Annotated in this window: 25 protein-coding genes; 11 read left to right on the forward strand and 14 right to left on the reverse strand. The window is 44.7% G+C overall.

Annotation, left to right across the window (positions count from 1 at the left end; translation table 11 throughout):
• Window positions 1-153: 153 nt before the first annotated feature.
• On the forward strand, window positions 154-1104 hold the full coding sequence (locus GKR61_RS14420) for a siderophore ABC transporter substrate-binding protein (RefSeq protein WP_036954223.1): 951 nt from the start codon (window positions 154-156) through the stop codon (window positions 1102-1104).
• Between the two features lie 96 nt (window positions 1105-1200).
• On the opposite strand, the gene hemW is transcribed toward GKR61_RS14420, so the two are convergent.
• From hemW to rsmE, 9 genes are all read right to left on the reverse strand, one after another.
• A complete protein-coding gene (gene hemW, locus GKR61_RS14425; RefSeq protein WP_036954150.1) occupies window positions 1201-2340 on the reverse strand; it encodes a radical SAM family heme chaperone HemW in 1140 nt (379 codons plus the stop codon).
• A complete protein-coding gene (locus GKR61_RS14430) occupies window positions 2333-2926 on the reverse strand; it encodes an XTP/dITP diphosphatase (RefSeq protein ID WP_036954156.1) in 594 nt (197 codons plus the stop codon). The genes hemW and GKR61_RS14430 overlap by 8 nt, the downstream gene beginning before the upstream one ends.
• Window positions 2927-2941: 15 nt before the next feature.
• Window positions 2942-3526 carry a YggT family protein gene (locus GKR61_RS14435; protein WP_036954157.1) on the reverse strand — a complete coding sequence of 195 codons (585 nt, stop codon included), beginning with the start codon at window positions 3524-3526 and terminating at the stop codon, window positions 2942-2944.
• A gap of 21 nt (window positions 3527-3547) precedes the next feature.
• Complete coding sequence (proC, locus tag GKR61_RS14440) at window positions 3548-4369, reverse strand: pyrroline-5-carboxylate reductase (protein ID WP_036954159.1); 822 nt, start codon at window positions 4367-4369, stop codon at window positions 3548-3550.
• A 16-nt stretch (window positions 4370-4385) separates the two neighbouring features.
• On the reverse strand, window positions 4386-5078 hold the full coding sequence (locus tag GKR61_RS14445; RefSeq protein ID WP_154600399.1) for a YggS family pyridoxal phosphate-dependent enzyme: 693 nt from the start codon (window positions 5076-5078) through the stop codon (window positions 4386-4388).
• A 128-nt stretch (window positions 5079-5206) separates the two neighbouring features.
• Window positions 5207-5626 (reverse strand): Holliday junction resolvase RuvX, encoded by a 420-nt coding sequence (ruvX, locus tag GKR61_RS14450; RefSeq protein WP_036954161.1) that lies wholly within the window; start codon window positions 5624-5626, stop codon window positions 5207-5209.
• The gene (locus tag GKR61_RS14455) at window positions 5626-6189 is read right to left on the reverse strand and encodes a YqgE/AlgH family protein (RefSeq protein ID WP_108479443.1); all 564 of its coding nucleotides are present in this window, start codon (window positions 6187-6189) and stop codon (window positions 5626-5628) included. Before GKR61_RS14455 ends, ruvX begins: the two co-directional genes overlap by 1 nt.
• A 142-nt stretch (window positions 6190-6331) precedes the next feature.
• Window positions 6332-7279, reverse strand: a complete 948-nt coding sequence (gene gshB, locus GKR61_RS14460; protein ID WP_036954166.1) for a glutathione synthase — start codon at window positions 7277-7279, stop codon at window positions 6332-6334.
• A gap of 9 nt (window positions 7280-7288) precedes the next feature.
• Window positions 7289-8020 carry a 16S rRNA (uracil(1498)-N(3))-methyltransferase gene (rsmE, locus tag GKR61_RS14465; protein ID WP_036954167.1) on the reverse strand — a complete coding sequence of 244 codons (732 nt, stop codon included), beginning with the start codon at window positions 8018-8020 and terminating at the stop codon, window positions 7289-7291.
• 277 nt (window positions 8021-8297) lie between these two features.
• On the opposite strand from rsmE, the gene GKR61_RS14470 reads away from it, so the two are divergent.
• Window positions 8298-8975 carry a prepilin peptidase gene (locus tag GKR61_RS14470; protein ID WP_154600398.1) on the forward strand — a complete coding sequence of 226 codons (678 nt, stop codon included), beginning with the start codon at window positions 8298-8300 and terminating at the stop codon, window positions 8973-8975.
• Here the strand turns inward: GKR61_RS14470 and GKR61_RS14475 are convergent.
• Together GKR61_RS14475 and GKR61_RS14480 are read right to left on the reverse strand one after the other, a co-directional pair.
• Window positions 8968-9612: a DsbA family protein gene (locus GKR61_RS14475; protein WP_154600397.1), complete on the reverse strand. Its 645-nt coding sequence runs from the start codon at window positions 9610-9612 to the stop codon at window positions 8968-8970. The genes GKR61_RS14470 and GKR61_RS14475 overlap by 8 nt on opposite strands.
• 146 nt (window positions 9613-9758) lie before the next feature.
• On the reverse strand, window positions 9759-10631 hold the full coding sequence (locus GKR61_RS14480) for an MBL fold metallo-hydrolase (protein WP_154600396.1): 873 nt from the start codon (window positions 10629-10631) through the stop codon (window positions 9759-9761).
• 125 nt (window positions 10632-10756) lie between these two features.
• Between GKR61_RS14480 and GKR61_RS14485 the strand changes: the two genes are divergently transcribed.
• Window positions 10757-11671, forward strand: coding sequence for a LysR family transcriptional regulator (locus tag GKR61_RS14485; protein WP_108479439.1), 915 nt, complete (start codon window positions 10757-10759; stop codon window positions 11669-11671).
• Here the strand turns inward: GKR61_RS14485 and GKR61_RS14490 are convergent.
• Window positions 11651-12586 (reverse strand): LysR family transcriptional regulator, encoded by a 936-nt coding sequence (locus GKR61_RS14490; protein ID WP_108479438.1) that lies wholly within the window; start codon window positions 12584-12586, stop codon window positions 11651-11653. The two genes, GKR61_RS14485 and GKR61_RS14490, sit on opposite strands and share 21 nt — an antisense overlap.
• A 123-nt stretch (window positions 12587-12709) precedes the next feature.
• Between GKR61_RS14490 and lysA the strand changes: the two genes are divergently transcribed.
• A complete protein-coding gene (gene lysA / locus GKR61_RS14495; protein ID WP_154600395.1) occupies window positions 12710-13984 on the forward strand; it encodes a diaminopimelate decarboxylase in 1275 nt (424 codons plus the stop codon).
• Between the two features lie 94 nt (window positions 13985-14078).
• On the opposite strand, the gene fadE is transcribed toward lysA, so the two are convergent.
• Entirely contained in the window at window positions 14079-16544 is a 2466-nt protein-coding gene (gene fadE / locus GKR61_RS14500) for an acyl-CoA dehydrogenase FadE (protein WP_154600394.1), read from the reverse strand.
• Between the two features lie 341 nt (window positions 16545-16885).
• Between fadE and lpcA the strand changes: the two genes are divergently transcribed.
• Together lpcA and GKR61_RS14510 are read left to right on the forward strand one after the other, a co-directional pair.
• Complete coding sequence (lpcA, locus tag GKR61_RS14505; protein ID WP_036954182.1) at window positions 16886-17464, forward strand: D-sedoheptulose 7-phosphate isomerase; 579 nt, start codon at window positions 16886-16888, stop codon at window positions 17462-17464.
• 26 nt (window positions 17465-17490) lie between these two features.
• Window positions 17491-18258, forward strand: a complete 768-nt coding sequence (locus tag GKR61_RS14510; protein ID WP_036954184.1) for a class II glutamine amidotransferase — start codon at window positions 17491-17493, stop codon at window positions 18256-18258.
• Here the strand turns inward: GKR61_RS14510 and GKR61_RS14515 are convergent.
• On the reverse strand, window positions 18229-18966 hold the full coding sequence (locus GKR61_RS14515; protein ID WP_036954185.1) for a L,D-transpeptidase family protein: 738 nt from the start codon (window positions 18964-18966) through the stop codon (window positions 18229-18231). The genes GKR61_RS14510 and GKR61_RS14515 overlap by 30 nt on opposite strands.
• A 415-nt stretch (window positions 18967-19381) precedes the next feature.
• Here GKR61_RS14515 and GKR61_RS14520 point away from each other — a divergent pair, with 415 nt between their 5' ends.
• The 5 genes from GKR61_RS14520 to nqrE are packed head-to-tail and all read left to right on the forward strand — an operon-like array spanning window position 19382 to window position 23978.
• Entirely contained in the window at window positions 19382-20725 is a 1344-nt protein-coding gene (locus GKR61_RS14520; protein ID WP_036954187.1) for a Na(+)-translocating NADH-quinone reductase subunit A, read from the forward strand.
• Window positions 20726-20729: 4 nt separating this feature from the next.
• Window positions 20730-21968, forward strand: a complete 1239-nt coding sequence (locus tag GKR61_RS14525) for an NADH:ubiquinone reductase (Na(+)-transporting) subunit B (RefSeq protein ID WP_036954189.1) — start codon at window positions 20730-20732, stop codon at window positions 21966-21968.
• Complete coding sequence (locus GKR61_RS14530; RefSeq protein ID WP_036954191.1) at window positions 21961-22755, forward strand: Na(+)-translocating NADH-quinone reductase subunit C; 795 nt, start codon at window positions 21961-21963, stop codon at window positions 22753-22755. Before GKR61_RS14525 ends, GKR61_RS14530 begins: the two co-directional genes overlap by 8 nt.
• Window positions 22748-23377 (forward strand): NADH:ubiquinone reductase (Na(+)-transporting) subunit D, encoded by a 630-nt coding sequence (locus GKR61_RS14535; protein ID WP_036954193.1) that lies wholly within the window; start codon window positions 22748-22750, stop codon window positions 23375-23377. Before GKR61_RS14530 ends, GKR61_RS14535 begins: the two co-directional genes overlap by 8 nt.
• A 4-nt stretch (window positions 23378-23381) precedes the next feature.
• Complete coding sequence (gene nqrE / locus GKR61_RS14540; RefSeq protein ID WP_006657396.1) at window positions 23382-23978, forward strand: NADH:ubiquinone reductase (Na(+)-transporting) subunit E; 597 nt, start codon at window positions 23382-23384, stop codon at window positions 23976-23978.
• Window positions 23979-23993: the final 15 nt, after the last annotated feature.

Here is a 23993-nt window from a genome sequence, read left to right on the forward strand (position 1 = left end):
AAAGCCTCATCAAACCATACCGCCATAACTACAAACCATGACGGCATTAACATAAATAAAAACAATACTAAGAATCATTATCATTTAATTGACTTATGAGTAACTCTCCTTAGAATGCAGGTTTGGCTTAACGACTAAATGGGTGTTATTCATATGAAAAAGTTTATTCCAGCGGTACTGGTTTCCATCCTGTCATTCTCCGCGCCTTACGCACTGAGTGCTGAATCTGCTGCATTTACGCCAAACGCAATCACTGCACAAGGTGCTGAAAAAGTCACGGTTAAACACCTTTCCGGTGAAACGGAAGTGGTGAAAAAACCACAAAAAGTGGTTCTGTTTGATTTCGGTATTTATGACTCAATGCAAAAACTGGGGTTAGGGGACAAGGTTGTCGCTCTGCCGATGGGTAATGCACCTGCTTATGTAAAAGCGGGCATCCCTGCGACAGTCAAAAATGCAGGTGGCATGAAAGAGCCAAACTTAGCTGAGATCGCTGCATTGAAACCCGATTTAATCGTGATCACGGGTCGCCAAGGTAAATCTTACGATGCATTATCAAAAATTGCCCCGACACTGAATTTAGGCTCTGACAGCAAAAATTATATTGAGTCAGTGAAAGCCAACATTCGTTTAATTGGCGATTTATACGGTGACCAAAAAGCAGTGGACGAGCAACTGGCTCAATTGGATAAAACCATTGCAGAAGCCCAGAAAAAAGCGGCTGCATCCAATAAAAAAGTGCTGGTTTTACTGCACAATGACGGCAAATTAATCCCAAATAACCAAGCGGTTGTTTACGATGTGGTAAAAGCGCAACGTGCTGAATTACCTGTTCAAGCGGATGCTGATAAATCCAAACGCCGTGTGGTAGATACCAAAACTATCGCACAAGCGAACCCTGATGTGATTTTGATTGTGGATCGCAGTGAAGCGATTGGCGCAGGTAAATTGGAAAAAACGGTATTTGAAGACCAAAACATCCAAGAAACCAAAGCGTATAAAGATGGCAAAATTACCTATTTGCAATCTGACCTGTGGTATCTCTCCGGTGGCGGTTTAGTCAGCCTCACTGAGCAAATCGATGCAGTCACCAAGGCACTGTAATCGATAGATTATTATTTTCGTTTATTACCCTTGTTTATTACCTTTAGTAAAAGAAAAAGCCAGCATTAAGCTGGCTTTTTTATGGAGAAATAGAAATTATTCTTCCCCTAAAAACAGCTCTAAAAGGGAGTTTAAGAATAATTTTCCATGTTCGGTAATTTGCCATTCATCAGCGGTTTCTGAGATATAGCCTTTGGCTAAGGCTTCATCGATAGCAGGGCGAACCACAGACTCTGCCAGACCGGTATATTCAGTAAATTCACGGCGAGGCATCGCTTCAAGTAACCGGAAACGGTTCATAAAATACTCGAATGGGCGGTCTTCGTTCTCGACATTATATTGATTATCAAGATAACGACCTTCCATATAACCCCGCGGGTGCTTGGTTTTGACAGTACGTAAAATCTGCCCATCAGTTGAGGTTATTTTGCCATGTGCGCCACAGCCGATACCGAGGTAATCCCCAAACCGCCAATAGTTAAGGTTATGTTCGCACTGATAATCTGCTTTGGCATAGGCGGAAGTCTCATATTGCTGATAACCCGCTGCTGTCAGTAATTTATGCCCTTCGGTGTAGATATCCCATAGGGTATCGTCATCCGGTAAACGTGGCGGGCGAGAACCAAACTGTGTGTTCGGCTCAATGGTTAGCTGGTACCAAGAAAGATGCGGCGGAGCGAGTTCAATAGCTTGACGTAAATCCGATAGCCCTTCGTCGCGAGTTTGTGACGGTAAGCCGTGCATTAAATCCAAATTAAAGCTGCGTAGATTTAAGTTGGTGGCGAGCAGAGCCGCACGCTTGGCTTCGTTGGGACCATGAATACGCCCCAACATGATCAGTTTATCATCGCCAAAACTTTGTACGCCGATAGAAATGCGGTTGATCCCCGCAGCTTGGTAGCCTGCAAAGCGGTCAGCTTCCACGGTGCCGGGGTTGGCTTCCATGGTGACTTCCGCTTCAGGGTCTAAATTCACCCGCTGACGAACGCCATCCATCAACATCTGCATGGATTCAGCGGTTAATAAACTCGGAGTACCGCCGCCAATAAAGATGGTTTTGACAGGACGGACGCCAATCAGCGCCACGTCCTTATCAAGATCGCTAAGTAAATGCTCAACATACTCAGTTTGAGGGATTTCCCCCTTAAGAGTATGTGAGTTGAAATCACAATACGGACACTTTTGTACACACCAAGGAATGTGGATATACAGGCTTAATGGAGGAAGCTTAAGCATTTTTCAGGGCATCCAACATCATCGCAAGGGCTTTACCGCGGTGTGATACCGCCTGTTTTTCAGCTTTAGTCAATTCTGCAGACGTACAGCCTAATTCTGGCACGTAGAAAATTGGGTCATAGCCAAAGCCACCTTGCCCCTTCGCTTCACGGGTTAATACTCCGTGCCAGCGACCATGAAACACTAACGGTGTCGGGTCTTCGGCATGACGCAGATAGACTAACACGCAGTTAAATTGCGCTTGGCGCTGCTCATCCGGCACATCTTTCATGGCATCGAGAAGCTTATCGAGGTTTTGTTGGTCAGTCGCATCTTCCCCCGCATAACGCGCAGAGTAAATCCCCGGCGCGCCGCCTAATGCATCAACAGAAATACCGGAATCATCAGCGATGGCGGGTAAGCCTGTTTGTGCCGCAGCATGGCGAGCTTTTAAAATTGCGTTCTCGATAAAGGTTAATCCGGTTTCTTCCGCGGACTCAACTCCAAGGCTGGTTTGAGCGACGATATCCATGCCAAACTCGCGAAGTAAATCCGCTAATTCATTAACTTTGCCCGGGTTACCAGTGGCTAATACAACTTTTTGCATTGTTTCTCTCTTCCCTTACATAATGCCGACGGAGAACAGCATGGCGGTTAACGCAGGGTCAATCATTAAAGAGATATCAACGCGTAAGTAGTTCAGGGCGATCAAAATAAACATCACAATCATCGCAGAGAAATCTAACCCGCCCATGGCTGGGATAATGCGACGAATCGGTGCCATTAACGGTTCAGTTAATTGGAACAGTAAATAATCGACAGGATTACGACCTTGGCTGACCCAACTTAAAATGGCGCGAATTAAAATCATCCAGAAAATCAATTTACCGATATAAGTCAGTAAGAGAATTAATCCCATTGGCAGTAAGGTTAGACCGATGGCCGGCAGCATATTGGTTGCCCACATGCCAAAGATAATGTCAGCAATTGCTAGTACAAACGCCACCAGCAGGGTTGCAGTATCAATGGAGCCAACAGATGGAATTAGGCGGCGTAAAGGCCCCACGATAGGTTGAGTGGCTTTAACTACAAACTGAGAGAATGGGTTATAGAAATCGGCGCGAACGCACTGCATCCATACTCTGAGCAGAAGCACAAAGATGTACAGTTGAATCAGGGTGGTAACAACAAAAACGATAGTCTGCATGGCTTATCCCAAAAAAATAAATTAAAAAAGTTTTTCCATTTCTTCCGCACGGTCAATCGCGCTTTGCATAGCGTTGGCGACGGTTTGCGGTAGATGACCTTGGTAAAATTGCTCTAAAGCCATTGCGGTGGTACCGCCTTTAGAGGTGACTTGCTCACGCAAGGTTGAAAATGGGGTATCTCCCTGTGATTTCGCTAATGCCACGGAGCCTTCAATGGCATTAAGAACCAGCTCGCGAGCTTGTTTTTCATCATAACCAAGCTGCTCGGCTTTTTGCTGCATGGATTCCATAAACAAGAAAAAGTAAGCGGGGGAGCTACCGGTTAACGCAATGATATTGTTGATTTCGCTCTCTTTGGTGCACCAGGTTGTTGAACCGACGCTTTCCATCAATTGCTGAGTAAATTGCTTATCATCTTCAGAAACATTCGATTGAGCAAACAAGCCACTAACGCCTTTGCCTACCAATGATGGGGTATTTGGCATAATGCGCACTAAACGCAGTGAATGGGCGAAATAGTCATTATAACGAGCAGCAGGAATACCCGCTGCGATGGTTAAAATCAGCTTGTTTTCTAAGTTTGTGAGTTTCTGTAATGGCTCACAAACCTCTTTCATCATTTGCGGTTTGACGGCAAGCACAATCACGTCTGCTTGTTGGGCGGCAGTGAAATTATCATTAGTGCTAATGATGCCGTAGTCTTGCGCCATTTTGTCACGACGCACAGGGGTTGGTGAACAGACGGTGATCATCGATGCAGGATAGCCATGAGCCACAAGACCCGCAATAATGGCATTTGCCATATTTCCCGCGCCAATAAAGGCAATTTTGCGATGTTGCATGTTGTTCTCCTAAAGATTAATTATGGTACTGACGGGCGCCAAAAATTGCAGTGCCGATGCGGACAAGGGTCGACCCGCAGTGGATTGCGGCGCGCATATCGTCGGTCATTCCCATGGATAAGGTATCCACAGTCGGATAGTTAGCTTTCAACTGCTCGAATGCCTGTTCCATTTGGCGAAACGCTGCGCATTGGCGCTCATAATCGGTTTCTGGGGCTGGAATGGTCATTAACCCACGTAACACTAAATTGGGTAATTGGGCGACTTGAGCCGCAAGCTCATTTACTTCCTCAAGGGTTATTCCAGACTTGCTGTTTTCATCGCTAATATTAATTTGGATCAGCACATTCAGCGGCGCTTTATCTTGAGGGCGCTGCTCATTTATACGTTGAGCGATTTTGGCGCGATCTAAAGTATGGAACCAATCAAAATGTTCTGCCACTAAGCGACTTTTATTTGACTGTAGTGGGCCAATAAAGTGCCAAACTAAGTCGGTTCTTTCTGCAAAGTGCTGGATTTTCTCCACGCCTTCTTGCACATAGTTTTCACCAAATTGGCGCTGACCCGCCTCAATGGCTTCCAGAATGGCTTCACAAGGTTTGGTTTTACTCACAGCTAACAGGGTAATATCTTGAGGGGAGCGGTGACACTCGGTTGCAGCAAGATGAATACGCTCAGTGACATCAGATAGGTTTTTTTGAATGGTCATGTTATTCAATACCGTTTTTCAGTTGCTTTCGGTGAATAGTGAGAATTAACCCTAGTGTAAAACATATTAAGGGCGAACGGCACCTTTGCAGCAACTGAATGGGGAAAATAAACGTAAAGATGTGCCTTTTAGTAATTTTGTTCAAACCAACTTTCTAAAATCACCACCGCAGAGGCAGAATCCACTTTGCCTTTACTTAGTGCGCGATAGCCACCTTGCTCAAACAGTCCCGATTTCGCTTCTACGGTAGACAACCTTTCATCATGTAGCTGAACCTGCACACCAAAGCGCCCGTGAATGCGATTGGCAAAATTACGTGCTTGGCTAGTAACGAGCTGCTCAGTGCCATCCATATTTAAAGGAAGACCAACGATCACCAGCTGCGGTTGCCACTCTTTGAGCAATTTTTCAATTTGTGACCAGTCGGGTCTGCCATCGCTGGCTTTTAATGAGGCTAATGCGCGAGCGGTACCGGTGATCTCTTGACCGACAGCGACACCAATACTTTTCGTTCCAAAATCAAACGCTAATAAAGTTCTTGCTGACATTAAGCATGCCCCGCTTGCATGGAGATATTATGAATGTCGATGCCTAAAAGGTTACCTGCGGCTTTCCAACGTTCGTTTAACGGCGTATCAAAAATCAGTTTAGGATCCGCTTTAACAGTCAACCAGCTATTTTCCATGATTTCATTTTCTAATTGCCCAGGTTCCCAACTTGAATAACCGAGCGTCACTAAAGAATTCATGGGATGCTGTTCACTGCCTAATGTTTCTAAAATATCTTTAGAGGTTGTTACCATAACATGGTCATTGAGGCGTAAACTTGCCGCATAGCCTGCAACAGGGGTATGGATAATAAACCCGTGCTCTTCAGAAACAGGTCCGCCCGCAATTACCATTTTTTCAAGGTTTCGCGTGTTGGTGTTGTCAGACACGTCAATTTCCAGCTTTTTCAGCATGGTTGCGACAGAAAAATCTTCAATAGGCTTGTTGATCACGAGGCCCATTGCGCCATTTTCATTATGTTCGCAGATATACACCACGGAATGGTCGAAATAAGGATCCGTCAGTGAAGGCATGGCAATTAAAAAATGATTCTGTAAATTCATAAATGGCAAGCTCAGGGGTTATGTTCCTATTCGTTATGATAAAGATAGCTTGTTACTGTGATGGCAAATAACACCAAAGGCAACCTCGAAAGGCTGCCTTTTAAATAATGTGTTTTTATTTACACACGATCCTTCATAAAAATTATTTTTTCAGGCGGCGCTCAATCGCATCCATCAACATACCGGTGATGGAGATATCAAATGCAGCTTCAATTTCACGGGCGCAGGTTGGGCTCGTGACGTTAATTTCAGTCAAGCGATCACCGATAATATCCAGACCCACGAAAATCAGACCTTTTTCTTTTAAGGTCGGTGCGACAGCGCGAGCAATCGCCCAGTCACTTTCTGTTAATGGACGGGCTTCACCACGGCCACCCGCTGCGAGGTTTCCACGGGTTTCCCCTTGTGCTGGAATACGCGCGAGGCAATATGGCACAGGTTCACCATCAACCACCAGCACACGTTTGTCACCCTCTTTAATGGCAGGTAAGAAGTTTTGCGCCATGCAATAACGGGAATTGTGCTCCGTTAACGTTTCGATGATAACGCCAACGTTCGGGTCTTCTTTCTTCAAACGGAAAATAGACGCGCCGCCCATACCGTCCAGCGGTTTAAAAATCACGTCGCCGTGTTTTTTATGGAATTCACGCAGTTTTTCAGAGCTACGAGTGACTAAGGTATCTGGCGTTAACTCAGGGAACCATGCCGTAAACAGCTTCTCGTTACAGTCACGTAGGCTTTGTGGCTTGTTGACAATCAAGCTGCCCGCTTGCTCTGCGCGCTCAAGAATGTAAGTCGCGTAAATATATTCAGTATCAAATGGCGGATCTTTTCGCATTAAAATGGCATCAAGGTCGCTCAGGGCGATATCTTGTTCTGAATGGAACTCATACCATTTGGTTGGGTTCTCTTCTACCGTCACGATCTTTGTGGTCGCACGGGCTTCACCTTGGTGCAGGTACAGGTCGTTCATCTCCATATAATGGATTTCATAACCGCGGCGTGCAGCTTCCAGCATCATTGCAAAACTGGTGTCTTTCTTGATTTTAATGGATGAAATAGGATCCATTACTATGCCGAGCTTGATCATTTTATCTCCTTAACCCAAGTCACCTAAACGCACTTGTAATGCCGTTATAGCGGTTAGCGCGGTCGTTTCAGTTCGTAATACTCGTGGCCCTAACAGGATATCAGTAAATTGATAATTGGCTGTCATGGCAATTTCGTCAGCAGATAAGCCACCTTCTGGACCTATCAGTAATCTTACGTGCTTTAAATCAGTGGGGAGCGTGTTGATGCTCTCACTTGCCCGAGGGTGTAAATTAATTTTAAACGCGCCGTCATTTTCCGCACACCACGCTTCAAGGGATTGAACGGGGCGAATTTCAGGAATGCGGTTGCGACCACTTTGCTCACAGGCAGCAATGGCAATTTTTTGCCACTGCTGTAATTTTTTCTCTAAACGCTCGCCATCAAGGCGTACGCCACAACGTTCTGAAAGCAGTGGTGTGATTGTGTTAACGCCAAGTTCAACGGATTTTTGAATGGTAAATTCCATTTTTTCACCGCGGGACATCACTTGCCCAAGGTGGATATCTAATGGGGATTCACGGTCATCCAATGTGCTGTCTTGGATAGTGACAAACACATTTTTTTTCGTTGCTTCTGTAATTTCAGCGCGGAATATATGGTTGCTTCCATCAAATAATTCTAGCTGTTGTCCGGCTGTCATGCGAAGAACTCGACCCACATGGTTGGCTGCATCATCACAAAGCGAAATGGTAGTGTTAATTTGGAGTGGCTCTGGGTGATAAATGCGTGGAACGCGCATGATTTTTCCTTAGTCCAATAATTAAGATAACTGATGCAGGATATGGGGGCAGAATCTCGAAAAACAAGAGGACGGACTGAGTTTATAACTAAAAAGAGGGATTTTTTAGCTCGTCTGTGCCTTGCATTTCACACTCTCATATCCACGCTAAATTTGTCGATAAAACCGACCCAAAACCACGAAATTATAGTGTTGGTTTCTGCATTCATCGCCGTATAGTAAGCCCTGTCTTTGTCTAGTAAACCCATCTTTAGCGCTCATGGAAAAGGAGAACACCATGATTGATGCCGTAAATGGATTTTTAATACCTATGTCGTTAGTCACATTATTGTCCCTCTTGTCAGCGTGGCTGACAACTCGGTTACTAAGGGAAATTCCCGCCCGTTATTTTGATTTACCGGGTATTAGCATTTACGTCAATTGGGTATGGATAGGTTATTGGATATTGGGCGCGGGGATTGTGCTCCTTGGTTATCCACCTTCGGCTCTCGCTTTATTATTTCTGTTTTTCAACTTGGTTATTCCACTAGGTTTAATCGACTTAAAAACAGGTTATTTGCCAGATGTCCTCAATTATCCGTTATTAGTTTTTGGTCTGTTGTTTCAATGGGGAATGCCAGCGGGAAATTTGTTATCCGCTATTTATGCGCTGCTCTTCAGTTACATTGGGTTAGTGGCTATTACGACGTTAGTAGAGAAAATTCGTCGGCGACCGCAAATGGGGAGAGGGGATTTTAAGTTAATTACCGCGTGTGCGACGTGGCTCGGTCTATTCTATCTTCCCTATTTTCTGGGGCTTGCGGCGAGCTTAGGTTTACTGCATTTTCTTTGGCGCGCATGGCGAGAAAAAAAGGAACGGCGAGGCAAACAGAAATTCGTGCGGAGCATTCCGTTTGGTCCCGCCATTATTGGTAGTGCCAGTTTTTGGCTGTTGCTTAGCTGGCATCCTAATTAGCAGCTTTCACCAGTGAGTCTAAAAATTGCTGCCATTTTTCTGGCTCGCCAAGGTAGTTTTGCAGCGGTACGCGCAGCCATTTGCCTTGCTGTTCGATCAGTAGCGTTGGGAAGCCAGAAGCGCCAGATTGCCCAAGTAATTGCTTACTTTGTGCAATATGAGCGTCGGTTTCCGTTTGTGCACATTGGGCATAATCTTTTTGGAACTGGTCAATATTTAAACCAATTTCTTGCGCCACTTCGGCTAAGACTTCGGGCTGTTTAATCTGGCGACCTGAAACGTAGTGAGCTTTCTGCAACGCTTTAAGCATTTCAACGCCTTTGCCTTGCTTTGTTGCCGCCAAAATGGCGGTTTGTGGTGGCGCGGAATCCATCACGACGTTTGGCTGATGTAACATGGCGATGTAGTCATCACCAAAAACTTGTCCCGTCATTGCTGCAATGCGTTTATCTGATTGCAAAATATATTGACGGAATTGGTCATCAAGGTGTAGGCGTGCACTACCCGCAAGCATTCCGCCACCGTGCAATTCTAGGTGAATATTTGGGTGATTAGCAGCAATGGCAATTAACGGCGCAGCGGCATAACACCAGCCACAGTAAGGGTCATAAATATAATGTAGGGTAATTGTGTTCATGGTTTTTATTCTCTCTAATTCTTTGTTTTATCATTCTATTCGAATAGCTGAAAAGCTGGTCGTTAAAAAAACAAGCTAACGGAAAATAGCGGGTTAATCGTCGCTATCTCCGTTATTGACAGTCTTTATTTTCTATTGTCAGCGGCTTATTGTGGCCACTGCATTTCGCCTTTTACCACTTTAGCGCCTAATTCTAAGCTGGATTTATCATCCAAGTTTGGGTAGAGAGTTTCCATTTTCTTGATAAGTTCTGCGGAATCTTTACTTTGGCTGTTAGCTTTTTCAAAGTCCGTTAAATATTTTTGGGTAAAGGTCACACTCGCCAGATCCATTTTGGATTTACCTGTAAAGTGTCCCGGAACAACCACACTTGGTTTTAGCGCTTTGATACTTTCTAGCGTTTGTTGCCAATCTTGGCGCGATTGCTTGGTTTGAGTGTCGGCAACCCAAACGTGGATATTGTCAGAAACAACGACACCCCCGACAACCGCTTTGAGTGAAGGCACCCAAACGTAGCTTCTGTCTGGTGATGCGCCATCTAACCCTTTAATTTCTAACGTTTCACCATCCACAGTGAAGTGATTGGTTTTGATAATTTCAGGCACCACAACTTTGCTTGGTGCTTCATTTTTTAAGACGCCGCCCCAGTAAGCCAGTTTGCCATCTTTAGTGGCGTTAATCGCATCAACGGTTTGTTGAGTCGCAACCACTTTGGCATCAGGGAAGGCTTTAGTCAGTGTTTCTAAACCAAAATAGTAGTCTGGGTCTGAGTGACTGATATAAATGGTGGTCAGCTTTTTATCCAGCTTTTTGATTTTATCGACCAACTGCTGGGCATCATTGTTTTGGAATTGTGCATCAATCAAAACCACTTCTTTATCGCCGCTGATAATTTCAGAGGAGACAGGGAACACGCTGTTATTGCCCGGGTTATAAACATCTAAAGTTAAGGTAGTAGCCTGAGCAAAATGTGTGGCAGTAGCAAAGGCGGTTGCAGTTAATACAGTCGATAGTTTCATTTTCTTATCCTAATGTTAAGTCGTGTTGTGTGCCTGATTTGGCTTGGTGTGTATATTAAATTGCAATTAAGGTAAGAAAAACGCCATAATTAGGTCATCTTTGTTGCATAAATCGGTCAAATAATATGGATAGACTCAAAGCGGTGCAGGTGTTTATTACTATTGTAGAACAAGGTAGCCTCAGCGGTGCGGCAGATAAATTGGACATGTCCCGTGCAATGGTGACGCGCTATTTGGCTGAAATGGAACAGTGGGCAGGGGTGCGCTTACTTAACCGTACCACGCGGCGCTTAAGTTTAACGTCAGCGGGGGAAGGGGTTTATCAACAATCATTGCAGCTAAATGCTATCTCTTTAAGCGTTCCGGTAGAGCAAAAGCACGATACGAAAGAGTTAGCGGGTTTGGTGCGGATTAGCTGCTCCCAATCCATCGCTCAAAGTGCGTTGTCTCTAGCCATTTCTGAGTTTTTGCAGATGTATCCCAATATGATGATTGATATGCAGATCTCGAATAAATCGGTGAATTTAATCGAGGAGCGTATCGATCTGGCTATCCGTATCACCAATCAGTTAGAACCGAATTTAATTGCCAAGCCGTTATCGACCTGCCATTCCGTAATTTGTGCTTCGCCGAAGTTTCTACAAGGTAAAAATTTACCCACCAAACCCGAAGATTTGGCTCTGATGGAGTGCCTCACTTACAGCTTTTTTGGACGTAGCATGTGGAGTTTTGAAAAAGCGGGTGAAACCTCGACGGTATTAGTCGATGGACGTTTAAGTGCCAATGAATCCGTATTTTTAATGGAAGCGACATTAAATGGCGCGGGTATAGCGATGCAACCTTACTATTCCGTGGCGAGCTATTTGCAATCGGGGGCGTTGGTTCAGTTGTTACCGGATTATACACCGATGCCCCTTGGTATTTACGGGGTCTATACCAGTCGGCAGCATATGCCAACGCCATTACGTGCCGTGATCGACTTCCTTGCCAATTGGTTTAAAACCTCACCTCACTGGCTCTCATTGATGTCGCAGCGCTAAGGTGAGGTCATGCTCTATTTGTGTAAAGGTGCGTTGTAAATGCTCAGTGAAAATATGGGTGATTTGTGAAGATGGGCGGTGGTTCGGTGTAATTAAGCTGACGGTAAATGGGATTGAAAAACTGAGTGGGCGGATCACCAGTTTACCTGCGGATTGCTGATAAAAATCCAATGCAGTTAGGGGATTGACGATAGAGACTCCAATTCCTTTCAATGTCATGGCGCAAATAGAGGAAGCGGAATGGGTTTCCATCACCATTTTGCGCTCCACTTGATGCTCAGCAAAGATGGTATCAATGATTTGCCGATAGCTATCTGTCAGAGACAGGCTAATAAAACGCTGTTGATGAAAATCTTGTGGGGTGAGGATCTTTTTCTGCTCAAAAGGGTGCCCAACGGGTAGTACACAAACCTCATTTAAGGAACCTAAAGTCAATTGTTCCGTGCCCGGCGGGGTTTGTAAGTGCTCAGTTAGCCCCACATCATAACGTTGGGCGGATAGCCACTCTTCTAATACGGGGGATTCTTGCGGGATCACCGTTAAGTTCACATCAGGGTAATTTTCCATAAAGGCTTGGCAAACTTGCGGTAGTAAAGATTGTGCAAATGCAGGCAAGCAGGCAATGGAAATCTGGGCGTGTTCAAAGCGGCGAATAGTTTCTGCTGAGTTGCGAATACGCTCCAAACCATAATAGGAGTGTTCGACTTCTTCATGAAAGCGCAAGCCTTGCGCCGTAGGGTGTAGGCGACCTTTGACTCTATCGAATAATTTAAACTGTAATAAATGCTCGAGTCGCGCCAGTTCTCGGCTGATGGTTGGCTGAGAGGTATTTAGCAATGCTGCCGCTTCCGTGAGGTTGGGGGTGGTCATTACCGCACGAAAAATTTCAATATGTCGCCAAGAAATTGCCTGCATGATTGCTCCTCTCGTATTTCTATATCAAATATGAATAGACTTTAGCAAAAAGGATATTTTTTTTCCCGTCTTATTCGTCTAATAATCGAACTCACTATAATAAAACTTGCCAACGAGGTTCCGATGACCACATTCGCCAACACCACCAGCCAGTATCTCACTCCTGAACATTTACGTGCACTGCCTGCGCAGTTTGGTACGCCTGTCTGGGTTTATGATAGTGAAGTGATTATTGACCGTATTGAACAATTAAAAGTGTTCGATACCGTTCGTTTTGCTCAAAAAGCGTGTTCAAACATTCATATTCTGCGTCTGATGCGTGAACAGGGCGTGAAAGTGGATTCGGTGTCATTGGGTGAAATTGAGCGTGCGTTAGTGGCGGGTTTTCAGCCGGGGCGTGAAAAGTCGGAAATCGTATTTACGGCGGATGTGTTAGATCCAGCAACATTACTGAAAGTGACAGAGTTAGATATTCCTGTGAATGCGGGCTCTATCGATATGCTACAACAGATTGGTGAGTATAAAGCCGGTCACCCAGTTTGGCTGCGTATTAACCCGGGCTTTGGACATGGTCATAGCCAAAAAACCAATACGGGCGGAGAGAACAGCAAGCACGGGATTTGGCACCAAGATTTACCCGAAGCATTAGCGAAAATCCAACAGTACAACCTGAAGTTAGTGGGCATTCACATGCACATTGGCTCCGGTGTTGACTACCAGCATCTTGCTAATGTGTGTGATTCTATGGTGGAGCTGGTGATGTCTGCGGGCGTGGATATTGAGGCTATCTCGGCGGGTGGTGGTCTATCAACGCCTTATCGCGAACAGGATGAACTCATTGATGTTCAGCACTATTACAGCCTGTGGGATAACGCCCGCCAGCGTATCGCGCAGCACTTAGGTCACTCTATTGAATTAGAAATTGAGCCGGGGCGCTATTTAGTGGCGGAGTCGGGTATTTTATTGGCACAAGTGCGTGCGGTTAAGGATATGGGCAGCCGCCATTATGTGCTGGTGGATAGCGGTTTTAACGATTTAATGCGCCCTGCGATGTATGGTAGTTATCACCATATTTCGGTATTGCCAGCAGACGGTGGCAGCGCTGTTTTTTGTTCATTAGGCAATCAGCCATTAAAAGAGACGATCGTGGCGGGTCCATTGTGTGAATCTGGGGATGTGTTTACCCAGCTAGAAGGCGGGATGGTGGAAACGCGTTTACTGCCAGCAGTCAACGTTGGCGATTATTTGGTTTTCCATGACACAGGGGCTTACGGCGCATCAATGTCATCGAACTATAATAGCCGCCCATTATTGCCAGAAGTTATGTTCATTGACGGAAAACCGACGCTGATTCGTCGCCGTCAAACTATTCAAGAATTATTAGCTTTAGAGCTGTAAATTAATTCATATTAATAGATGAATATAAATCAAGGGAGCTATTGGCTCCCTTGTTGTTTTTAGTACAGTGACAATTTTTAGCGCGTTAACTTAATTACGCCGCTTTTTTCTTTTTCGACTGAGATTCATCCTCTGACTCAGTGTGTGGCTTTTTTGATGGAACCACACCTAAATCATCGAAATCAAACTCATCGACATTAATAGTACGTAAGCGGCTGGCTTCTGCTTTACGTAAAATATCTGCTTCTTCTTGGGTGATAATGTTTTCTGGCAACATTTGGTCGGCTAACTTATCTAAACGCGTGAAACTGAATTTGCGTTCTGTTAAGCGGCAGATACGTTCAAAGATTGGCTCTGCGGCAATAATGTCATACAGAGCTTGGTTCACTAAGCCGTGCGGGTTGTTCTCTACAGGGGTTAGGAATTGACCACGTCCAATTCTGTCGCGTGTTTCCGATGGCTCCATCATTAGCTGCGCCAGCTTGTGATCCAGTCGGTCAGATGGCATCGACATTGCACGACCTGTCGGGAACAGAACAATACGCAATGCGCCAGCAATAAAGCGATTTGGGAAGTTTTTCAGTAAATCGTCCATCGCTTTTTCTGATTGATACAGACAATCTTCAAGGGCCCATTTCACCAGCGGTAAATCCGCTTTTTGGCGACCTTCATCTTCATAACGTTTTAACGTTGCAGAAGCAAGATACAGATGGCTCAGAATATCCCCAAGACGAGCAGAGATACGCTCACGACGTTTTAAGCTACCACCTAGAACGCCCATCGACACATCAGAGAGTAGGGCTAAATTAGCACTTTGGCGGTTAAGCATTTGGTAATAACGGCGAGTTTCATCTTTAGTTGGTGCGCTGCTGCCGCGCCCATTGGTTAAACCTAACCAGAAACTGCGGCACTTATTACTGATCACATGACCAATATGACCGAATACCGCTTTATCAAACTTATTCAGGTTATTGTCTTGAGCTGCCGCCATTTCTTCGAGAACGTAAGGATGGCAGCGAATGGCGCCTTGTCCAAAGATGATCATGCTACGCGTTAAAATGTTGGCGCCTTCAACGGTAATGGCGATAGGTGCGCCTTGGTAGGATCTGGCAACGAAGTTGGAACTTCCTAAACAGATGCCTTTACCACCCGTGATATCCATCGCATCGATAATTGAACGTTGACCACGGTGAGTACAGTGGTATTTCACAATGGCGGAGAGCACTGCTGGTTTTTCGCCCAGCATAATACCGGAGGTAATTAGAGTTGCTGCGGCATCCATTAAATAGGCATTACCTGCAATACGGGCTAGAGGCTCTTCAATACCTTCCATTTTTCCGATAGGAAGTTTGAACTGACGACGGATATAAGCATAAGCCCCTGTTGCCATTGCGACACTCTTCAAGCTACCTGTTGAGTTGGATGGCAATGTGATCCCACGTCCAACAGACAGACATTCCACCAGCATTCTCCAACCTTGTCCCGCCATTTGCGGACCACCGATAATGTAATCGATAGGTACGAAAATATCTTTCCCGCGAGTTGGACCATTCATAAATGGTATATTTAATGGGAAGTGACGATGACCAATTTCAACACCTGGGGTGTTCGTTGGGATCAGAGCGCAGGTAATACCGAGATTTTTCTCGCCACCCAGTAGCTTATCTGGGTCAGTTAATTTAAAGGCTAAGCCTAATACAGTGGCGATTGGCGCAAGGGTGATATAGCGTTTGTTCCAAGTTAAGCGCATACCTAAAACTTGTTCGCCTTGCCATTCGCCCATACAGACAACACCAGCATCAGGAATGGCACCTGCATCAGAACCCGCCTCAGGGCTAGTTAATGCAAAGCATGGGATCTCTTCACCAGTAGCTAAGCCTGGTAAATAACGATTTTTTTGCTCATCGGTACCATAATGTTGCAGTAATTCACCCGGACCTAATGAGTTTGGAACACCCACAGTGATAGCAAGGATACCGGAAACACCCGCTAATTTTTGCAGGACTTGAGATTGGGCGTAGGCTGAAAATTCTAATCCACCATACTCTTTTTTGATGATCATGGCGAAGAAACGGTGATCGCGTAGATATTGCCAGACTTCTGGCGGTAAATCTGCGAGTTCATGACTGACTTCAAAGTCATTCACCATGCCACAAACAGTTTCCACTGGACCATCAATAAACGCTTGTTCTTCTGCGGTGAGTTGTGGTTTTGGGTAGTTATGAAGTTTGTTCCAATTTGGTGCCCCACGGAACAGGTCACCTTCCCACCAAGTGGTTCCAGCATCAATCGCTTCTTTTTCTGTGCTAGACATCGGTGGCATCACTTTCTGGAACATTGTCATCGCTTTTGATGAAAACAGTGATTGGCGAATTGGCGTGATGACAAATGGCAGTAAAACCAGAGCGACGGGCAACAGCATCCAGTAGCTCCAGACATTAGCAGCTCCCATGGCTGCGGTATAAGCCAGTAATATAACGGTGCTCAGAATGAGTGAGCTTTTGTGGTAGCTCAGCACGCCGATTAACGCAATAAATAAAACAATACTGAGAAGGATCATAGTTGAAGCTCCTGTCTACTTGTAAGAGGTCTGACCTGTTTGTTTTATTAATCTATATCTGGTAATAAACAATTAGCAAGATATTTACATCTTAATTACAACTTGGCTCACAAAATCATCAGTTGCCTTTGTAAAGGGACAGCGGATGAAAAAATAGCCTGCATTTAGCTAGCCTCAGACCAGAAGCGCACTGCTGGAGATTTCGTCAACCATACCCCATACGGTACAATCAAAAGTAGAAACAAAATGTACCCTGTGCAACAATCGAGAAATCAAAGATAAATTACCTATAAAGACGTAATTATCTCCATCAAGCATTCGTGAAAATTAAGGGGAAACTCATGTACCAAGACTTGATCCGTGGTGAGCTGACTGAAGCGGCAGATACGCTATCAAAATTTTTAAGTGATGATGCAAATCTGCAAGCAATTGAGAAAGCAGCAGTGTTGCTGGCGGACTCTTTTAAAGCGGGTGGTAAAGTTCTCTCTTGCGGTAATGGTGGCTCTCACTGCGATGCAATGCACTTTGCGGAAGAGTTAACTGGACGCTATCGTGAAAACCGTCCTGGCTACCCAGCGATCGCTATCTCCGATGTTAGTCATATTTCTTGCGTGAGTAATGACTTTGGTTATGAATTTGTTTTCTCTCGCTTTGTGGAAGCGGTAGGGCAAAAAGGTGATGTGCTGCTTGGCATTTCTACCTCAGGTAACTCTGGTAATATTATTAAAGCGATTGAAGCGGCACGTGCGAAAGGCATGAAAGTCATCACCCTGACAGGGAAAGATGGCGGAAAAATGGCTGGAAGCGCGGATATTGAAATTCGCGTTCCGCATTTTGGTTACGCAGATCGTATCCAAGAGATCCACATCAAAGTGATCCATATTTTGATCCAATTAATTGAAAAAGAGATGGTTAAGTAACCATTTTTAGTAGCAGGAGACTTTAAATGTGTGAGTTGCTTGGCATGAGTGCCAATGTACCAACCGATATTACGTTTAGCCTAAGTGGACTGATTTCCCGTGGTGGGCAGACTGGCCCACATAAAGATGGATGGGGGATCACGTTTTACGAAGGATTAGGTTGTCGCACATTTAAAGATCCTCAACCGAGTTTTGTCTCCCCTGTGGCGCGTTTTGTGCAGGAATACCCCATCAAATCAGAAAGCATTGTGGCGCACATTCGTCAGGCGAACCGAGGGGATGTTTCACTGGTGAATACCCATCCGTTTACGCGGGAATTATGGGGACGAAACTGGACTTATGCGCATAATGGGCAATTGAAAGGGTTTCGTTCATTAAAGACGGGACACTATCGACCAATTGGTGAAACTGATAGTGAATGGGCATTTTGCTGGATTTTACATCAACTGAATCAAAAATATCCAAGAAAACCAACAAACTGGAAAGCTGTTTTCCGTTTTATTGGCACTCTTGCGCAGCAACTGCGTGAAAAAGGGGTATTTAATATGTTGTTATCCGATGGGCAATATTTGATGGCGTTTAGCTCAACAAAGCTGCATTGGATCACGCGTAGGGCACCGTTTGGTAAAGCGAAACTGTTGGATCAGGACATCGAGATTGACTTCCAACAGTGCACAACGCCAAGTGATATTGTTTCAGTTATTGCCACGGCTCCCTTAACAGGTAACGAGACGTGGCAAAAAATTGAACCCGGTGAATTTGTGCTATTCGACCGTGGCCAACGCATACTGTGATTTAGATCCCAATAACTTAGTGGGCGTTTCTGGCATGCTGTTAACATGATATTTACCTAATGTTACTGATATTTCAGCAGGTTTGCCGGTTCGCTCAAAATAATCATAAGCAGGTTGAAGCTGTTTCCAGAAAGCATAATGCGTTGAATTGCGATAACGCAGCATATTCATTTTAGTCATGCGAAATGGATAAATGCTCACATCAACGGCAGGTTGACCATTTTGAAGTGCTTGTTCCACGGTTTGATAAATTTCCCCCATGGATTTATCTGTCATTGCATAACATCCGACAGACACACAGCTACCGTGAATCATCAGATAGTTACCAGAATACCCCTGCGTCTTATCGAACTCATTAGGAAATCCAAGATTGATAGATCGGTAATATCGACTATTTGGATTGAGTTGTGAGCGCGTGATCTGATAAAACCCCTCAGGGCTTTTCAAGTCACCTTCTATCTTTTTAGGACCTAGTCCACCAGAAAACTTACAGATAGGGTAGGTTTTGACTAATTTATACTTTCCTACGGCTGTTTTTTGGTAGAGCTCAAGCACACCCTCTTGCTTAAATATTTGAATAAATATCGGTGAATCAGGCTGAGCAGTTGGCTTACTATTAAGGGAGAATAATGTGTTTTCTTCTTGAGCAAATGCAGACGCTGCAAATGTGAAGAGTAAATAAACACCAATGGTTTTACTTATATGCATAATTAAGCCAAATGTTGAAAAATAAGCTGATTAAAAATGGACCAAATTCAGCATATTTTAGACGAATGGAACAAAATTTAATATATCAAGTTAATAATTTTCTAATGAATCATTATTGACTATAAATTAATCGATGCTCGATAAATGTGAGCCAACATGTAGGTATTTACGAATTGTTGCAACAAAATTTTAAATTTTATTGCAATTTGCTTGAACTAGGTCACTTCTATAACCGGACAGAGGTCGAGGGAACTGATAAAATTGACCTCGGCAGAAGAAGAGAAAGTGTAGCAATATTGTTAGATTTACTTACTCGAGTGGCGTAAGCAACTTGAGTTATTTTTATTATTGAGTCGCTATCATTCATTGCTGAATCGTTAGCTTAGGGTTTAACTGATAAACTTGTGCAGATCTTATGATTAAAATTAAAAAAGGCCTTAACCTTCCAATAGCAGGTGAGCCAGCCCAAGTGATAGAAGACGGCCCGAAAATTCAACACGTAGCTGTGCTAGGTGAAGAATATGTCGGAATGCGTCCTTCGATGCTGGTTAAAGAAGGTGAGCGTGTAAAAAAAGGGCAGGTTCTTTTTGAAGATAAAAAGAATCCTGGCGTGGTATTTACGAGCCCAGCCTGCGGTAAAATTATTGCTATTCATCGTGGTGAGCGTCGTGTACTTCAGTCTGTTATTATCGAAATCGATGGTGACGAACAAGAGACTTTCGAGTCTTATTCTACTGACCAACTCCCATCACTGACGAAAGAGCAGGTTGAACAAAATCTTTTAAGATCCGGTTTATGGACTGCTTTAAGAACGCGCCCATTTAGCCGTTCTCCGGAGCCAGGTTCATCCCCCGCAGCGATTTTTGTGACTGCAATTGACACTAATCCTCTTGCTGCTGATCCTTCGATTATTATTGGTGAAAATGCACAAGCCTTTACTGACGGTCTCATCGTTTTGAGCCGACTGACTGAAGGCAAGGTGCATGTTTGTCATGGTGCGGGCGAGCTTCCAAAACAAGCTGCTAATGCACAAATCACATACACACAATTTGCAGGGCCACATCCAGCGGGTTTAGCAGGGACTCATATTCATTTCCTTGAGCCTGTTAGCATTAGCAAAAAAGTGTGGAGCCTCAATTACCAAGATGTGATTGCTATCGGTAAATTATTTACCACTGGTCATCTTTATACTGATCGCGTTGTCTCTGTCGCAGGTCCGCAAGTTGAGAAACCTCGCTTGCTACGCACTCGCCTTGGCGCAGATATCTACGAATTAACCAAAGGTCAGCTCAAAGCAGGTGAGAACCGCATTATTTCTGGTTCTGTGCTGTGGGGCGTGACTTGTGATGATGCTCATCATTATCTTGGTCGTTTCCATAACCAAGTTTCTGTATTAGCGGAAGGTCGTGAAAAAGAGCTGTTTGGATGGATTATGCCAGGAGTGAACAAGTTCACTATCACGCGTACCACCATCGGGCATTTCTTGAAGAATAAACGCTTCAATTTTACCACGACGATGAATGGCGGTGAGCGTTCAATGGTACCAATTGGTAACTATGAGCGTGTAATGCCTCTCGATATTATGATCACCCACTTACTGCGTGATCTGCTTGCAGGGGACACCGATACTTCTCAGGAACTGGGTTGTCTGGAACTCGATGAAGAAGACTTGGGACTGTGCACCTATGTGTGTCCAGCTAAGTATGAATATGGTCCAGTACTACGTGATGTCCTGACCAAGATTGAGCTAGAAGGGTAATTCCATGGGTCTGAAAAATTTATTTGAAAAATATGAGCACCAATTTGAACCCGGTGGAAAATTAGCAAAATTCTATCCATTGTATGAAGCTGTTGCGACAGTTTTCTATACACCGGGCACGGTGACAAAAGGTCGCTCACACGTACGCGATACTATCGATCTCAAGCGCATGATGATTTTAGTCTGGCTTGCTGTTTTCCCAGCGATGTTCTGGGGTATGTATAATGTCGGTAACCAAGCTATTCCCGCGCTGCATCACTTATACAGTGGCGCTGAACTGCAACAAGTTTTAGCGAGTGATTGGCACTATTCTCTAGCGCAATTATTAGGTGCTTCTTTAGCACCGGATGCCGGCTGGGGCAGCAAAATGCTGCTAGGTGCGATTTACTTCCTGCCAATTTACTTAGTGGTATTCTTGGTCGGTGGTTTCTGGGAAGTGTTGTTTGCCATGATCCGTGGTCATGAAATCAACGAAGGCTTCTTTATCTCCTCTATCTTATTTGCGCTGATTGTTCCGCCTACCATTCCATTATGGCAAGCGGCGCTCGGTATCACCTTTGGTGTGGTTGTTGCAAAAGAGATTTTCGGTGGTACAGGTCGTAACTTCCTTAACCCTGCATTAGCGGGTCGTGCTTTCCTTTTCTTTGCTTACCCTGCACAAATTTCAGGTGACTTAGTTTGGACTGCGGCTGATGGATTCTCGGGTGCAACGCCTCTATCACAATGGGCGACGGGTGGTGTGAGTTCACTGGTAAACACAGTAACTGGCGAGCCAATCACTTGGATGCAAGCTTTCTTAGGTAACATGCCGGGTTCAATTGGTGAAGTTTCTACCCTGATGATCTTCATCGGTGGCGCATTTATCATCTTCTTCCGTATCGCCTCTTGGCGCATCGTGGCGGGTGTGATGCTGGGTATGATTGCCATGTCTTACCTGTTCAACTTTATCGGTTCAGACACCAACCCACTATTTGCTATGCCATGGTGGTGGCACATGGTTTTAGGCGGATTTGCCTTCGGTATGATTTTTATGGCGACAGACCCTGTTTCCGCTTCCTTTACCGATAAAGGTAAATGGGCTTACGGGATTTTGATCGGCGTAATGTGCGTACTTGTTCGGGTTGTGAACCCTGCATACCCTGAAGGGATGATGCTCGCAATCCTGTTCGCCAACCTGTTTGCTCCTCTGTTTGACTATATGGTCGTTCAAGCAAATATTAAACGGAGAAAAGCCCGTGGCTAATGATAAACCAGTAAATAAAGATGGCGTCGGCAGAACGTTTATCGTTGTTTTCATTCTCTGCTTAGTCTGTTCCGTCGTCGTTGCCGGTGCTGCGGTTGGTCTGAAACCTCAGCAACAAGAACAAATGATGTTAGATACTCAGCGTAATATTTTAAGTGTTGCAGGTCTGCTGCAACCTAAAATGAGCGCTGAAGAAATTCAAAAAGTGTATGGCGAGCGTATCGAGCCTAAATTGCTGAATTTCAAAACGAATGAACTATCTAACAGCGTAAGTCGTTTTGACTTAAACAGCGAACTGCGTAGCGAAGAGACCAGCATCGCACTATCCCCAGAAGAAGACATTGCGAAAATTCGCCGTCGTGCCAATAGCGCTGAAATTTATCTGGTTAAAGATGAACAAGGGAAAGTGACCCAAGTGATTCTGCCAGTTTATGGTTCAGGATTATGGTCAGTAATGTATGCCTTTATCGCCGTGGATATCGATGGTGTAACCTCTCGCGGTATTACCTACTATGCGCATGGTGAAACGCCGGGTCTGGGTGGTGAAGTTGACAACCCACAATGGAAAGCGCAGTGGCCGGGTAAAAAACTGTTCAATGAGCAGGGTATCCCTGCAATCAAAATCGTGCGTGGTGGTGCCACCGATAACCCATTTGGTATCGATGGTCTTTCAGGTGCAACGCTGACTTCAAACGGTATTCAACATATGTTTGATTTCTGGCTAGGCGATAACGGTTTTGGTCCGTTCCTGAAAAAAGTTCGTGAAGGAGCGCTGAATAATGGCTGATTCTAAAGAAGTAAAACGCGTCCTACTAGGACCATTGTTAGATAATAACCCAATTGCATTGCAGGTTTTGGGTGTGTGCTCTGCATTAGCGGTGACCACTAAACTTGAAACTGCATTGGTTATGACCATCGCCGTAACGCTAGTTACCGCGTTCTCTAACTTTTTTATCTCATTAATTAGAAATTACATTCCAAGCAGTGTTCGTATTATTGTTCAAATGGCAATTATTGCATCATTGGTAATTGTGGTTGACCAAATCTTACGTGCCTATGCCTATGAAATCTCGAAACAACTTTCCGTATTCGTTGGTTTGATTATCACCAACTGTATCGTGATGGGGCGTGCTGAAGCGTATGCGATGAAAGCACCACCAATCGAAAGTTTTATGGATGGTATCGGTAACGGTCTTGGTTACGGTGTGATTCTGGTACTGGTTGGCTTCCTACGTGAGCTATTTGGTTCCGGTAAACTGTTTGGTATTACGGTATTTGAATCACTGCAAAATGGTGGTTGGTACATGCCAAACGGCTTATTCCTGTTAGCGCCAAGTGCATTCTTTATCATCGGTATGCTGATTTGGGGTCTACGTACTCTGAAACCAGCTCAGGTAGAGAAGGATTAAGAGCATGGAACATTATATTAGCTTGTTTGTAAAAGCCATTTTCATCGAAAACATGGCGTTAGCTTTCTTCTTAGGGATGTGTACATTCCTTGCGGTATCGAAGAACGTAAAAACTGCTTTTGGACTGGGTATTGCGGTAACTGTGGTGCTTGGTATCTCCGTCCCTGCGAACAACTTAGTGTACAACTTAGTGTTACGTGACGGCGCGCTAGTTGAAGGTGTGGATCTCTCATTCCTCAACTTCATTACCTTTATCGGTGTTATCGCGGCACTGGTTCAAATTCTGGAAATGATTTTAGATCGTTACTTCCCATCACTGTACAACGCATTGGGGATCTTCTTACCGTTGATCACCGTAAACTGTGCAATCTTTGGTGGTGTATCTTTCATGGCTCAGCGTGACTACAACTTCACTGAATCCATTGTTTATGGCTTTGGTTCCGGTATTGGTTGGATGTTAGCGATTGTCTTAATGGCCGCGATTCGTGAAAAGATGAAGTATTCAGACATTCCAGCGGGTCTTAAAGGGTTAGGCATCACCTTTGTCACGACCGGTTTGATGGCATTGGGCTTTATGTCCTTCTCCGGTGTGCAGCTATAAAGGCGAGAAGAATTC

Source organism: Providencia sp. wls1916 (genome assembly GCF_009706585.1).
Classification (GTDB): domain Bacteria; phylum Pseudomonadota; class Gammaproteobacteria; order Enterobacterales; family Enterobacteriaceae; genus Providencia; species Providencia lanzhouensis.